We start from the raw sequence: 12,721 nt of genomic DNA, 5'->3' as shown, positions 1-12,721 counted from the left end.
AGCGGTTCCTACAAGCTAAATCGCTTTAACGGCTTTAGCAATATCTTCTGCCTGTGTAATCACGGAGATAAACGAGACACCATCAGCCCCAGCTTCAAGCACAGATTTAGCATTCTTTGTTTCAATCCCTCCAATTCCGACAATAGGAAGCATTGGGAATTGTGCGCGTAATGTCTGAATCCACTCCAACCCAACAGCCGCTTTCGCATCCGTTTTTGTTGTTGTGGAAAAAATTGGACCCGCACCAATGTAATCAACAAGATCTATCGGGCTTCTATCAACTTCATCCGTAGTTGATACAGAGAGTCCAATAATTTTATTTGGAAAAGCTTGACGTAATTCTTCTGCTGATCGGTCATCCTGACCAACATGTATACCGTCTGCATCAAGTAATTCCACAAGCTCGACATCATCATTCACAATAAATGGAATGTGATAGCTTCGGCAAATTGCTCGTAACTCTTTACCTAATTCCAATTTCGCATTACCGTTAAGTGATGAAGGACCTTTTTCTCGAAACTGAAATGCTGTTATTCCAGCCTTAGCTGCAGCTTCCAGTATATCTCCAGGATTACGGTCGCAATTTTGACTGCCCATAATAAAATACTTTCGTAAGGATGGCTTCATTGGAAATAACATGTTTTATTTTCCCTCCAGTTGTTCGGGTTCTAATGAAAGTGCGTCGATAAATGGAGCTATAAATGTTCCTGACCCGTTCACTGACGGACTTGCGGCTGCGTGGGAGGCGGCTAATCCGTAAAAATGAACAGCTGTGAGTACCTGTTCTTCAATTGGGTCATCCGTTGTTAAGCAGGCGGTTAGTATGGAACCTAGCAAGCAACCAGCACCTGTTACTTTAGCTAGAATTGGATGCCCAGTATGATTCTCCATGCAGGATTTTCCGGTGCAAATAATGTCTATTTTACCTGTAACAACAGCGGTCGTTTTGTATTCCAGTGCGACGCTGCGAGCGATATCTTCAACATTACCCTCACCAAGCGATTCCACGCCCTTTGTTTGCCAAGGGATATCGACCAGATGTGCTAATTCACCAGCATTTCCTTTAATAGCAGTAGGCTTTACCTCTTTTAAAATTTGTTTAACAGCAGTTGTACGAAATGTCGTTGCAGCAACACCTACTGGGTCAAGTACAACGGGAATTCCTTTTTCATTTGCCTTTTTACCAGCAAGAATCATTGCATCTAGATCCTTTGCTGTTAAGGTACCGATATTTATTAAAAGACCATCTGCAATAGAAGCCATATCCTTTGCTTCCTCTTCGGCTTTTGCCATTACAGGGGCGCCACCAAAGGCTAACAGTCCATTTGCGGTAAAATTCATGACAACCTGGTTTGTTAAATGATGAATGAGCGGTGTCTTTTCCCGTACACTTTTAATAATTGTTGGATTCATGTTTAGCACTTATCCTTTCGTATTGCCCAATGGTTTGTTGGACCACTCCCAGCTCCAAGGTCGAATGAATACTTAATTGCCGCCGTGACAAAATCCTTTCCATTCTTAACAGCGTTATACAAAGACAAACCTTTACTTAAATAAGCAGTGATTGCTGCAGCGTACGTACAACCAGTTCCATGTGTGTTTTTAGTATCAATTCGCTCTGCTGAGAAGCTGTGTATATTTAAGCCATCATAAAGGAAATCAATTGCTTCCCCTTCTCTGTGTCCGCCTTTGATTAAAGCAGCACCAACACCGAATTCCTTCACAAGCAGTTCTGCAGCTTGTTTCATATCATCTGTTGTTTCAATCGTTTCTCCAATAAGAAATTCAGCTTCTGGAATATTCGGTGTTACAAGTGTTGTCAGGGGTAAAAGCTGTTTGCGTAAATAATCACGTGCCTCTTCTTCGATTAAAGCATCTCCGCTCGTTGCAACCATAACAGGGTCCATGACATATGGAACTTGAAGTGCTGCTATTTTTTTCTGGATAACTTTCATCATCTCCTGATTGGCGATCATTCCAGTTTTCAGTGCGTGAATAGGCATATCAGAAATCACGGAATCTAATTGCTGTTCAATTATTTCAATCGGTACATGGTGAACGGCTTGAACACCTGTTGTATTTTGAGCCACAACCGAAGTAATTACGGACATCCCATAGCTTTGCAGCTCTTGAAATGTTTTTAAATCAGCGTGGATACCTGCACCGCCACTTGGATCTGTACCGGCAATTGTAAGTGCACATGCTACTTGTTTCATTGGTTATACACCATCCTTTCAGAAGATACCTCACATATAAGTGTCGTTCTTTCAAATCCTTTTATAAATCATGCAATTTAATTACGAATTAAACGTTTACTTGAAACCCTGGATACGATAAATAAGCCGATAATAGAACCAGTAATACTACTAACAAGAAATGGTGGGATAAAGGCGAATGCTCCGGCAGAACTTCCCATAAAAATGTAAGCAAATGGGACAGCGAAAAGTGCACCGAAAATCCCGCTTCCAACGCCTTCACCGATAGCGGCTAATGATTTCTTGCTGGATTTTTTATAAAGATAACCTGCTAAAAATGCGCCAACCATCGCACCGGGAAATGCTAATAATGTCCCTAGCCCGAGCATATTGCGAAGTAAGCTAATCATAAAAGCGATAACGACAGCTGGACCTGGTCCAAGCGTAACAGCTGCCATGACATTAATTGCATGCTGGACAGGATAGGCTCTAGCAATTCCAGCGGGAAACCATAATAGTTGAGCGGTGATTGTCCCAATTGCAATAAATACTGACATAGTAGTTAATAAACGTGTTCGATTCATCAAGTCCTCCATTTCTGGGGTATCACAAAAAGCAGTGATGTAAACCAGTACGCTTCTTTATAGCAATTGCTGCTTTCTGGATTTTGAAGTTTAGCTACGGACACGGAGCTAGAACTGGACGTAAAAAAGCTAGATCCATTAGGACCTAGCTTGATACGTGTGAAAAATAGTTTAGACATATGTCAGACTACTTCCCTCCGCTGGTATTAACCAGATCAGGTCCATAAGAGTCGGGAAATGATACACGCTTCCCTCTCAGCCCACGCTTTTTGGGCACCCCTAGTAGTTTAAATGCGATAGAATTGTAAATTCATCTCTAAGCTTAACAAATTTTTTAACTTTTGTCATTATTAACATGGAAAACATGGTATAACTAATGTAGTCTGCTAATTATATAGTAGAAGCGTTACGAAAAAAATGGTACATACTCTTGATTTAGCGGAACGTGATTGCACTTTTTATTGTGTAATGGGAGATAACAATGAATAAAAGGATACATATAAAAAAGTATTAAAGAAAGGCTGATAGAATGACAATTTTAACTATGAAAAACATAGAAAAACATGAAAAGGATACACAGCTATTTCCTGCTTTTAATTTAGAAATTGCTGAAGGGGAGATTACTGCCATTTATTCAACGCTAAATGTTCGAAGCACGCTTTTAAATATGATTCTCGGAAAAATCCCCATTGTAAATGGGGAAATCCGTGTAAAGGAAGTAACTATTGCAGAAAACAAGCGAGGATTTTTACATCAAGTTGGTATTTGCTTTTTTGAAGATGGGATGTATGAGAGATTAACGGTTTCTGAGTATTTTCGATTTTTTTATGACTTATATGAAGTTAAACAAACGTTTGAACGAGTTATCCATCTAACACAGCTGGAAGGAAAGAAAAACAAGAGAATTAGAGATTTAACATTTTCGGAAATGAAACGTGTACAATATGGACGTTTATTGATTCAGGATCCTTCTTTATTTGTTTTTGAGGAGCCTGATTTGAATGTAGACATGGAGACAAAACGTGTATTTATTAATATTACAAGAAAGATACAAGAAGAAGATAAAAGTATACTTGTTCTAACTGGGAATATGGAAAGTGCCGTCACGGTTGCTGATCGTGTTTATCGATTGGATGAAGATGGTTTACGAATTATTGAGACGGAAACAGAGGAAGATACAGAGGAAAGAGATACAGAATTAATTCCAGCAGAAGAAACAGATAATGAAAAAGACACAAAGCCAATTCAATTGAATAAAATTCCAACGAAAGTTAACGATAAAATTGTTTTATTTGACCCCCCTGAGATTGATTATATTGAAAGCAATGATGGTCAAGCAAATATTTACATAAAAGGGGAAGCATTTCCAAGCTCACTCACCTTAACGAATTTAGAAGAGCGCCTGCAGCATTTTGGATTTTTCAGATGTCACCGCTCGTATATTGTAAATTTACAAAAGGTTCGTGAAGTGATCACATGGACTCGAAATAGTTATAGTTTGATTTTGGATGACAAGGAAAAGTCGCAGGTTCCGCTGTCTAAAACAAAAATGGCGGAATTAAAAGATCTACTCGGCCTTAAATAAGCTCCGTTCATCGAAAAAGTAGAAATATCAAGACTTGCAACTCGGATAATTGAGCGTTAAAAATGCGCCATTCACCTTGAAAAATACTCTTTTCATAGGAAATATGCTGATTTCCCTTCGCTTTCCATTTATTCTAGAGTCACAAACAAACGAGATCTACGGGGAGGAAGAATTTTGGAAAACATTATTGAAGTGAAATCATTAGCAAAGATTTTTGGTAATAAAGCTGCATTGGAAGATGTAAGCTTTCAAGTAAAAAAAGGAGAGACATTTGGATTTTTAGGACCGAGTGGTTCTGGAAAAACGACAACTATAAAAATATTAACTGGACAATTGATGCAAACATCTGGAGATGCGACCGTATTTAATTTGCCTGTTGCTTCATTAAATAAGCCATCCTATCGAAAACGAATTGGTGTTATTACAGATAATAGTGGATTGTATCAGCGGTTATCAATTTATGACAATCTGAAATTGTATTGTGAGCTTTATAATGTGCCATCGAAACGAATTAGTGAAGTGTTAGAGATGGTTAATTTGACGGAGGATACGAAAAAGGTAGTTTCAAAGCTTTCAAAAGGAATGCTGCAGCGTGTCACGTTAGCAAGGGCCTTCCTGCATGAGCCGGAATTGTTGTTTTTAGATGAACCAACATCTGCTTTAGATCCAGTGAACTCAAAGCATATTCATGATGGACTCCGCAAATTGAATGAAAAAGGAACAACCATTTTCTTGACCACACATGATATGAGTGAAGCGGAAACACTGTGTAAACGCGTTGCATTTTTGCATAAAGGAAAAATACAGTTGCTCGATGAGCCGAAAGTTCTTCGCAGACAATTTTCGGATTCCTCTGTAACAGTTGAATTAAAAGATGGACGCGAATTAAGTTTACCAGGTGGTTCGAAAGGCGCGGATGAAATATATAAGTACCTATCAACCGATCAGATCGTTTCCATCCATTCAAATGAACCAACATTAGGAGATATTTTTGTAGAAGTAACAGGGAGGGAATTAGTATGACTTTTTCAATGAAACGTGTCATGGCAATTTTTCAAAAGGATATGAAGGATTTATATAAAAATATGTATGTATCGACAACAATTTTAATGCCGCTCATTTTTGCATTTTTTTATGGTCGAATGGATAATCTTACAGTAGAAGTTCACTATGTAGTAATTAACTTGACCTTAGCCATCGTTACAGCATTCCTGCAATGTTCCATTATAGCAGAAGAAAAAGAGAAAAACACATTACGCGGTTTGATGCTTTCGCCAGCAACTATACCAGAAATTCTTGGCGGTAAAAGTTTAGTAACCTTTATATTAACTGTTATAACGATTATTCTATGTGCGATGCTGACAGGCTATGAGCCAGCAAATATGGGGATTGTAGCAATCGCAATTGTTGTATCTAGCTTGTTTTATATTGCTTTAGGAACATTGATGGGATTGATCTCTAGAACCTTAATGGAAGCTTCTGTACTCATTTTACCAGTTATGTTTATTTTTGGATTTGGATCTATGTTTCGTCCTTTCGCTGAAGAGTATCCTATCCTGTCTGTCATCGACTATTTACCAAATATCCAATTGATCGAGCTAGCAACAGCTGTTGAGGCCGGTTCAGGATTTGGAGATGTCCTAGGTAATTTAGGTATCATTGCAGCTTGGGTAGTTGTGGGAATGATTGCCACTGTCATCGTATTTAAAAAGCGAGAGTTGGATGAGTAAGGTTAAATAGAACTGGGGAATTCATTTCCCCAGTTCTATTTTTATGAAAAGCAACGGATTATATTGCTTGTGTAGAGATCGATATTAACCACTGATTCCTGCGTTTTCCCAATTAGTATATTTAAATTTACTTTAACTACTAAAAATTTACTATTTACAAAAGTAACGTTTTAGTAGTATGATAGTAAAGCATTTTATATGCTTCGCTTAATCTTATTGTAAGAGCGGGGGACCCAATCATTACGGCGGAATTTCCGCGTGGGGTGAATCCTATTACGGAGGGGCTTACTTTACTGTTTCCATAGTCCTAACCCGAAAGCTAACCTCGTCAGCGTTTAACGGAAACAGAAGAGTATATGATATTAGTGCGAATTGACACAAACGGTGTCTTTTTTTGTTCGTCAATTCATGTTTTTATTCAAATCATCTTTGTTTCCCTTGCCTAGGCAGACACATTTAACTAACAAGAAGGTAGGGTAATCAATGAAAAAGTTTAAATTAAGTTTGGCCAATCAAATTTTTATTGGACTGATTTTAGGTGTCATTGTTGGTGGTATTTTCTACGGAAGTGAAACAGCGCAAAGTGTCTTACAGCCATTTGGCGATCTGTTCCTTCGTTTAATTAAAATGATTGTTGTTCCAATTGTACTATCTAGTATTATCGTTGCAATTGCTGGTGTTGGAGATTTGAAATCTGTTGGGAAGCTAGGCGGTAAATCATTAACTTACTTTATTGGTATGACATTAGTTGCAATTGCGGTTGGTCTAATCTCAGCTAACATATTCCAGCCTGGTACTGGATTAAACATGGAAAGCCTGCAGCAAAGTGATATTTCAGGTTATGTCGAAACTTCAGAAGAGCAAGAAGGCAAGTCGATTGCGGATACGCTTTTGCATATAGTACCTACAAATCCAGTACAAGCGATGGTTGAAGGGGACATGCTGGCGATCATCTTCTTTGCAGTTGTATTTGGTCTTGGAATTGCAGCAATTGGAGATAAAGGTAAGCCGGTACTTCGATTCTTCGAAGGTACAGCGAATGCTATGTTCTATGTTACAAACCTATTTATGAAGTATGCACCAATTGGTGTATTTGCTTTAATTGGTGTAACGATTTCTAAATATGGTTTTACCTCGTTGATTCCATTAGGCAAGTTAGCCCTTACTGTTTATGGAACCATGATTTTCTTTGTCATTGTTGTGTTAGGTTTGATGGCTAAAATTGTTGGAATAAATATCTTTAAATTATTAAAGCTGATTAAAGAAGAATTAATTTTAGCATTTTCAACATCAAGTTCAGAAACCGTGCTGCCGAGAATTATGGACAAGATGGAGCAGGCTGGAAGTCCAAAACACATTGCTACGTTTGTTATCCCAACAGGTTACTCTTTTAACTTAGATGGGTCTGTTTTATATCAAGCGATCGCGTCGCTATTTATTGCACAGATGTTTGGTATAGAATTAAGTATTTGGCAGCAAATTACATTGATGTTAGTCTTGATGGTTACTTCCAAAGGAATGGCTGGTGTACCAGGTGTATCCTTTGTCGTGTTACTCGCTACATTCAGCACGATTGGATTACCTGCTGAAGGGTTAGCATTTATTGCGGGTATCGACCGTATTCTTGACATGGGGCGTACCGCAGTTAATGTCGTAGGGAACTCATTAGCGGCACTCGTTGTTGCTAAATGGGAAGGTCAATTTAATCCACCAGTTGAAGAGCGCGAAGAAGTAGCGGATCAAGCGATATAATATAGTTGAAAAAAGCACTCACAATGCTAGTTATGCTGTGAGTGTTTTTTTTGAATTAAATTAGTAACAGGATATAAAAAAACACTTGATAGCAAGCATATGCATCAAGTGTTTTATATATATGGAGCATAGGGGGATCGAACCCCTGACCTCTTGCATGCCATGCAAGCACTCTCCCAGCTGAGCTAATGCCCCGCGAATATTTATTATATATGCTTTCATTTGTTAAATCAACTCTATGTAATAGTAGATGGTGCTAAATTACTGTTTTAATAGTTTAATAGTCCTTATGTACTGAATTCACAATATATTTACATTTTTTTAATAGTATCACTGCGCCTCTTATGTCATATTTAAAGGGAAGCTGGAGAGGATTTTGTCATATGTCCTCGTATCTAGCAAAAAATATCCTAAGAGATGGAGGATCGTGATGAAAAGTGTTGCTTTCAGAAAAGTTTTCAGTATGTTTCTTATTTTAGTAATGCTGTCAGTAAACATTACACCTAGCTTTGTAACAACTGTTTCGGCACAAAGCGATGAAGCGACAGCAGAGGACTTATTTATCTCGGAGTATATTGAAGGTAGTTCCTTTAATAAGGCAATTGAAATTTACAATGGTACAGGAAGTGCGGTAGATTTATCGAGTTATCAAGTGGAGTTATACAGTAATGGTGCTTCTACAGCAAGCCAGACATTATCACTTTCTGGGACACTTGAAAACGATGATGTACTTGTTCTTGCACATACTAGTGCAGAACAGGCAATTCTGGATCATGCAGATGTGGTAAATGGATCGATTATCAATTTCAATGGAGACGACGCATTTGCATTGAAAAAAGATGAAGTGATCATCGATATGCTTGGTGAAATTGGCGTTCGTGATAATTTTGCTGCTGACGTTACGTTAGTGAGAGATGCATCGATTACTGCGCCTGCTGAAACATATGAACAAGGTCAGTGGAATGATTATGCAAGCAATACATTTGCATATCTTGGCAACCATACGATGGATGGAGCTGGGGAAATTGATCCTCCAGAAGAAGAGCCGGAAGAACCTGCTGATCCTGACGAAGTATCTTCAATCGGTGATGCACGTGAATTAAGTGATGGTACGAATGTAATGGTAGAAGGAATTGTAACAGTGAATAATGCTGCAATCAGTAACGGAGCACAGTTTACGACATACATACAAGATGATACTGGCGGCATTAATTTATTTTCTTATGAACAAGGGGATTTACCCGATCTTGTAAAAGGTGATCGAGTACAAATTGTTGGAGAATTGGCTAGCTATAACGGTTTAAAAGAGATTGTGCCAGCTTCAATCGAAATATTAGAGTCAGATCAAGCGTTGCCTGAAGCGCAAGCAATAACCTTAAAAGATCTTCAAGATCCCGCAATTGCGGAATCGTATGAAGGACAGCTTGTGCAAGTGAATGGTTATATTAATACTGTTCCAGATAGCCCAGCTGGTGGAGGATATAATATTTCGTTAGTTGATGCTGAATTCAATGGAACAACATTGCGTGTGATGGAAAATGCGCTTGATATTTCTCAAGTGGAGTCTGGTTTATGGTATGACATTACGGCGATTGTAAGTCAGTATAATACGTATCAGCTGATTCCTACTGGACAGGAAGATTTGCAGGTAGCTGCTGATCAGCCAGAAGCCCCGACTTCTGCAGGCTACTATGAAACTACTGTAGAAAGCGTAACAGATGGTGATACAATTCGTGTTGCAAACCCTGTATTTGGAGAAACGCGAGTACGCTTTTTGAATATGGACACTGCGGAGACGTATGCAGCGAAAAATAAAGATCCAGAACGAGCGGAAATCAATGAAAATCAAAAATATTATGGGGATCTAGCGACAGATTATATTCGTGAATTGATTCAGCCTGGTGATGAAATTTATTTAAAGGTTGGAGATGAGCCAACAGATGACTACGGAAGAATTTTGGCGGAAGTAATTCGCAAAGAGGATCAATTAAATATTAATCTGGAAATGGTTGAAGCAGGTTATGCATCTACTTATTTCCTTGCACCAGTTGATGAAGAAGCATACCCAATGTATCAGCAAGCTGTAAAAGAAGCGAAGGATGCAGGGTTAGGAATTTGGAATCCAGAAGATCCTTTATTGGAGCTTCCATTTGCATTCCGTGCGAACGATGATCAGAAAGGTTTTTTAAGGTATGTTGGAAACTCAGAAACAATGGAGTATGTAGAACCGAATAGTTGGGAAGACGTTCCTGTTGATAAGCGCATTTTCTTTACAAGTGCGGAGGAAGCGGAATCCTATGGCTATACACCATTTACCGAGGAAGAAATTCCGAATGAGGATGAGGACCTACTAGAACTTCAACTGCTAAGCTTAAATGATTTACACGGAAAAATTGATCAGGAATATTCGCTTGATCCAGATGGGGACGGCGTATATGACATGTATGGCCGTATGGATTATACGGCATCAGCAATGCAAGAGCGAGAGCAGGAAAATGAACATACATTAGTCGTTCATGCTGGAGATATGATTGGTGGAAGCTCTCCGGTTTCTGGATTACTCCAGGATGAACCAACTGTCGAAATTATGGAAGCAATCGGCTTTGATGTTGGAACCGTTGGGAACCATGAATTTGATGAAGGATTAGATGAATTGCTTCGAATGGTAAATGGTGGAGACCATCCGGAAGGAAAAGGTACAGAAGGGTATGCTGGAATGAGCTTTCCGGTACTTTGTGCAAACTGTGTTTATGATGATACAGGTGAACCCTTTTTAGACGCATACCATATTGAGGAAGTAGATGGTGTGAAAGTTGGATTTATTGGTGTTAACACAGTTGAAACGGTAAACATGGTTATGCCTGCGTCGTTGGAAAATGTAGCCTTCACAGATGAAACAGAAGCGGTGAATGCCGCAGCTGCTGAACTTACAGATCAAGGTGTGGAAGCAATTGTAGTCCTTGCCCATCTACCGGCCTATCAAACTGGTGATGTTGTGACAGGGGCGGCGGCAGACCTGGCGAATAATATTGATGATGCAGTTGATGTTATTTTTTCAGGACATAACCACGTTGTTAATAACGCGGTTGTCGATGATAAATTAATTGTCCAAGCATCTGAGTATGGAAAAGCCTTTGCAGATGTTGATCTCGTTATTGATCGTGAGACAGGGGACATTGTCGAAAAGGAAGCAGAAGTTGTTTTTGTAAAGCAAAGCGACTATACAGCCGATGAAAAAGTAACAGGAATTTTAGATACGTATGCAGAACGGATTGCGCCAATTATTAATGAAGTGATTGGCTATAATGCACAGGATTTAACTGGCAGCTATACAAATGACGGTGATCACGGACTGGGAAATCTCCTTGCAGATGCGATGAACTGGTCGATGGAAAGCGATTTTGCTATGATGAATGGCGGTGGAATTAGGGACAGCTTGCTTGCAGGAGAAATTACGTGGGGCAATCTGTACAATATTCAACCATTTGGCAACACATTGATGACGTTTGAGGTGACAGGAGCAGACCTATATCCGATTATTAATGAACAGCTCTCTCCGATTTATGGACCGGATTATAGTATTGCCGGATTGCATTATACATGGAATAAGGAATTGAATGAAGTTGTAGCTATCACTTTTCCAGATGGAACGCCGATTGATGAGGATGCAGTGTATACATTGACGGTAAATAATTATATGGGAACCTCAGACGGTCCGATAAATGATTTAGGGCAAAATCCAATCATGGGACCTGAAGACATTGAGGCAACAGTTGATTATGTTAAGCATTTAAACAGCTCAGAGTCGAATCCGATTGTATATGGAGCAGAGGGCAGGATTACGGAAACGGACGAAATCCCGGGAGAACCAAACCCAGAAGTACCGGAGGATCCTGACCCAGAAGAGCCTGAAAAGCCAGATACAGAGGTTCCTGATGATGGTGATAAGGACGGAGAAAAGGAACAACCAGGAGATTCTGATAAAAAGAATAAAACAATAACAGTTCAACCAATTGTTCAAGACAATCAAGCGATTCTTGAAGAAGATGCGTTAGAGACAATTACAGAAAATGGAACGGTCATAATTGATTTAAATGAATCAGCAGACCTAACCTTAATTGAGATTGTATTGAGCAGCGAGCAAGTAAAAGAATTGAAAGCTAAAAATGCGGTTCTACGTATTGAAAAAGGTGATGTCTCTTTAGAAATTCCAGCCTCAGTATTTACAAATGGCGATGAAGCAGTAACGATCGTAATTGATAGACTTGATGCGGTTCCAAATGCACTAAGTAATGTATATGATTTCTCCATTACACAGGGAAATCAACGGATAAGTGAATTCGAAGACGCGATCACATTAATCTTCGAGGCAGATGCAACAAAGATAGAAAGCGAAGAAAATGTGAAGCTGTTTTACCTGAATGAAACCGATAATCTCTGGGAGGCTGTTGGTGGTAATTATGAAAATGGTAAAATAAGTGCAAAAACAAATCATTTCAGTACATTCGCGGTTTTTGAATTAGAAACTTCTGCAGAAGATGAGAATGAGAAGGGTGTTCTTGGTAATCAAAATACGATTGATGGAGCAAATGGCTCGAACGGCTCAGCTAATACTGGAACTGGAAATATATTACCGAATACGGCAACAAACACGTTTAACTATTTGATTGCAGGGGTTCTTTTTATCCTAATCGGTGGTGCCATCTACCTTAGTAAGCGAAAAAAGATTGTACAGTAGAATAATAGATAAAGGATAATATTGAGAACTTCATAATCAGAAGGGGTTTAATCATGTTGGCATGGTTAAACCCCTTCTATTTTTCAAAAAAATTCTATGTGAATAACGTGTTCAGCATATAATAGCCCCACAATGTT

9 protein-coding genes, 1 tRNA gene and 2 riboswitches are annotated in these 12,721 nt (G+C 39.0%); of the genes, 5 read left to right on the top strand and 5 right to left on the bottom strand.

The window, feature by feature from the left end:
• Positions 1 to 15 precede the first annotated feature (15 nt).
• The 4 genes from thiE to thiW all read right to left on the bottom strand — a co-directional run bounded on the left by thiE (position 16) and on the right by thiW (position 2,779).
• Positions 16 to 639, bottom strand: coding sequence for a thiamine phosphate synthase (gene thiE, locus NYE61_RS10685; protein WP_339315399.1), 624 nt, complete (start codon positions 637 to 639; stop codon positions 16 to 18).
• A 3-nt stretch (positions 640 to 642) separates the two neighbouring features.
• Complete coding sequence (gene thiM / locus NYE61_RS10680) at positions 643 to 1,413, bottom strand: hydroxyethylthiazole kinase (protein ID WP_303450768.1); 771 nt, start codon at positions 1,411 to 1,413, stop codon at positions 643 to 645.
• 2 nt (positions 1,414 to 1,415) lie between these two features.
• Entirely contained in the window at positions 1,416 to 2,216 is an 801-nt protein-coding gene (gene thiD, locus NYE61_RS10675) for a bifunctional hydroxymethylpyrimidine kinase/phosphomethylpyrimidine kinase (protein ID WP_303450765.1), read from the bottom strand.
• A 77-nt stretch (positions 2,217 to 2,293) separates the two neighbouring features.
• Positions 2,294 to 2,779 (bottom strand): energy coupling factor transporter S component ThiW, encoded by a 486-nt coding sequence (thiW, locus tag NYE61_RS10670; RefSeq protein WP_303450762.1) that lies wholly within the window; start codon positions 2,777 to 2,779, stop codon positions 2,294 to 2,296.
• A 175-nt stretch (positions 2,780 to 2,954) separates the two neighbouring features.
• Positions 2,955 to 3,070: riboswitch (TPP riboswitch) on the bottom strand.
• A gap of 238 nt (positions 3,071 to 3,308) precedes the next feature.
• Here thiW and NYE61_RS10665 point away from each other — a divergent pair.
• The 4 genes from NYE61_RS10665 (at position 3,309) to NYE61_RS10650 (ending at position 7,846) form a co-directional block, all read left to right on the top strand.
• Positions 3,309 to 4,364, top strand: coding sequence for a LytTR family transcriptional regulator DNA-binding domain-containing protein (locus NYE61_RS10665; protein ID WP_095311610.1), 1,056 nt, complete (start codon positions 3,309 to 3,311; stop codon positions 4,362 to 4,364).
• Positions 4,365 to 4,538: 174 nt separating this feature from the next.
• On the top strand, positions 4,539 to 5,387 hold the full coding sequence (locus NYE61_RS10660) for an ABC transporter ATP-binding protein (protein WP_095311611.1): 849 nt from the start codon (positions 4,539 to 4,541) through the stop codon (positions 5,385 to 5,387).
• Complete coding sequence (locus NYE61_RS10655; RefSeq protein ID WP_251660306.1) at positions 5,384 to 6,094, top strand: ABC transporter permease; 711 nt, start codon at positions 5,384 to 5,386, stop codon at positions 6,092 to 6,094. The genes NYE61_RS10660 and NYE61_RS10655 overlap by 4 nt, the downstream gene beginning before the upstream one ends.
• A gap of 194 nt (positions 6,095 to 6,288) precedes the next feature.
• A riboswitch (cyclic di-AMP (ydaO/yuaA leader) is annotated at positions 6,289 to 6,443 on the top strand.
• Between the two features lie 134 nt (positions 6,444 to 6,577).
• A complete protein-coding gene (locus tag NYE61_RS10650) occupies positions 6,578 to 7,846 on the top strand; it encodes a cation:dicarboxylase symporter family transporter (RefSeq protein ID WP_303450751.1) in 1,269 nt (422 codons plus the stop codon).
• 122 nt (positions 7,847 to 7,968) lie between these two features.
• Here the strand turns inward: NYE61_RS10650 and NYE61_RS10645 are convergent.
• Positions 7,969 to 8,041: transfer RNA gene (locus NYE61_RS10645), tRNA-Ala, on the bottom strand.
• A 235-nt stretch (positions 8,042 to 8,276) separates the two neighbouring features.
• Between NYE61_RS10645 and NYE61_RS10640 the strand changes: the two genes are divergently transcribed.
• A complete protein-coding gene (locus NYE61_RS10640) occupies positions 8,277 to 12,584 on the top strand; it encodes a 5'-nucleotidase C-terminal domain-containing protein (RefSeq protein WP_303450748.1) in 4,308 nt (1,435 codons plus the stop codon).
• The last annotated feature ends 137 nt before the right edge of the window (positions 12,585 to 12,721 follow it).

The sequence above is a fragment of the Oceanobacillus sp. FSL W7-1304 genome (genome assembly GCF_037969805.1).
In the GTDB taxonomy this organism is placed as follows: domain Bacteria; phylum Bacillota; class Bacilli; order Bacillales; family Amphibacillaceae; genus Oceanobacillus; species Oceanobacillus profundus.
This window is presented reverse-complemented; position numbering and strand designations above follow the sequence as displayed.

What these genes read in the sequence shown, in the direction of transcription:
- NYE61_RS10655 (WP_251660306.1), top strand. Translation starts at nt 5,384, where the DNA reads ATGACTTTTTCAATGAAACGTGTCATGGCAATTTTTCAAAAGGATATG.
- NYE61_RS10665 (WP_095311610.1), top strand. Translation starts at nt 3,309, where the DNA reads ATGACAATTTTAACTATGAAAAACATAGAAAAACATGAAAAGGATACA.
- thiM (WP_303450768.1), bottom strand. Translation starts at nt 1,413, where the DNA reads ATGAATCCAACAATTATTAAAAGTGTACGGGAAAAGACACCGCTCATT.
- thiE (WP_339315399.1), bottom strand. Translation starts at nt 639, where the DNA reads ATGTTATTTCCAATGAAGCCATCCTTACGAAAGTATTTTATTATGGGC.
- thiD (WP_303450765.1), bottom strand. Translation starts at nt 2,216, where the DNA reads ATGAAACAAGTAGCATGTGCACTTACAATTGCCGGTACAGATCCAAGT.
- NYE61_RS10640 (WP_303450748.1), top strand. Translation starts at nt 8,277, where the DNA reads ATGAAAAGTGTTGCTTTCAGAAAAGTTTTCAGTATGTTTCTTATTTTA.
- thiW (WP_303450762.1), bottom strand. Translation starts at nt 2,779, where the DNA reads ATGAATCGAACACGTTTATTAACTACTATGTCAGTATTTATTGCAATT.
- NYE61_RS10650 (WP_303450751.1), top strand. Translation starts at nt 6,578, where the DNA reads ATGAAAAAGTTTAAATTAAGTTTGGCCAATCAAATTTTTATTGGACTG.